Origin of the sequence: Citrobacter sp. 50677481, assembly GCF_001463265.1 — a bacterium.
Classification (GTDB): domain Bacteria; phylum Pseudomonadota; class Gammaproteobacteria; order Enterobacterales; family Enterobacteriaceae; genus Citrobacter_A; species Citrobacter_A sedlakii.
This window is the reverse complement of the sequence record NZ_LNHZ01000025.1, coordinates 1-723: the sequence shown is the minus strand read 5'-3', so window position 1 is coordinate 723 and position 723 is coordinate 1. Positions and strand designations below refer to the sequence as shown.

The following is a 723-nucleotide window of genomic DNA, read 5'->3' as shown; positions in this document are numbered from 1 at the left end:
GCCTTCCTGATGATCCACAACTGCTGGGTCTACGCGATGGGTAACCGCCATGACTTTGCGGAACTGGCACAGTCTCTTGAGCCGTTCGATACCGCTATGGCAGACATCTACGCGGCGCGTTCCGGCCTTGATATGTCTGCCGTACAGAAACTGATGGATGCCGAAAGTTATATCGGCGGTAGTGACGCCGTGGCGAAAGGACTGGCAGACAGCCTGCTTTCTGCTGATGCGGTCAGCGATGGTGACGAGTCACCCGCAGCCGCGCTTCGCAAACTTGATGCGTTGCTGGCTAAAACCAACACCCCGCGCTCTGAGCGCAGAAAACTCATTAAAGCCTTATCCGGTGGCATGCCTGGCGCTGTCACCACCAACGACGGTACGCCGGGCGCTGCCGAAGACATCAAACCTGAAACCCTCAATTCACTTGAAAACGCCCTGGCGGCGTTAGTCAAATAAGGACCCTTTATGTCTGAAGTTAACGATATTCTGAAAAAAGTCACCGCCAGCATTGAAGAAGCAACCGGCAAATTCAATGCAAAAGCAGAAGACGCACTCAAAGAGGCGCAGAAGTCCGGCAGGCTGTCAGAAGAAACAAAAGCTGCCGTTGATAAAATGGCTTCTGAGTTCAATGCGCTGCGTGAAGCTGAAAAAACCCTGAAGGCCGCAATGGGCGAACTGGAGCAACATGTTGCCCAGATGCCGCTGGCAAACGCGAAACAGGTT

Annotated in this window: 1 protein-coding gene and 1 pseudogene; both read left to right on the top strand. The window is 53.7% G+C overall.

Features of this window, described 5'->3' with window-relative positions; genetic code table 11:
* Positions 1 to 456, top strand: a 456-nt coding sequence (locus APU02_RS05765; RefSeq protein ID WP_060569515.1) for an ATP-dependent Clp protease proteolytic subunit, incomplete at its 5' end; no start/stop codon positions are given.
* A gap of 9 nt (positions 457 to 465) precedes the next feature.
* A pseudogene (locus tag APU02_RS05760) lies at positions 466 to 723 on the top strand (phage major capsid protein); the annotation flags it as partial.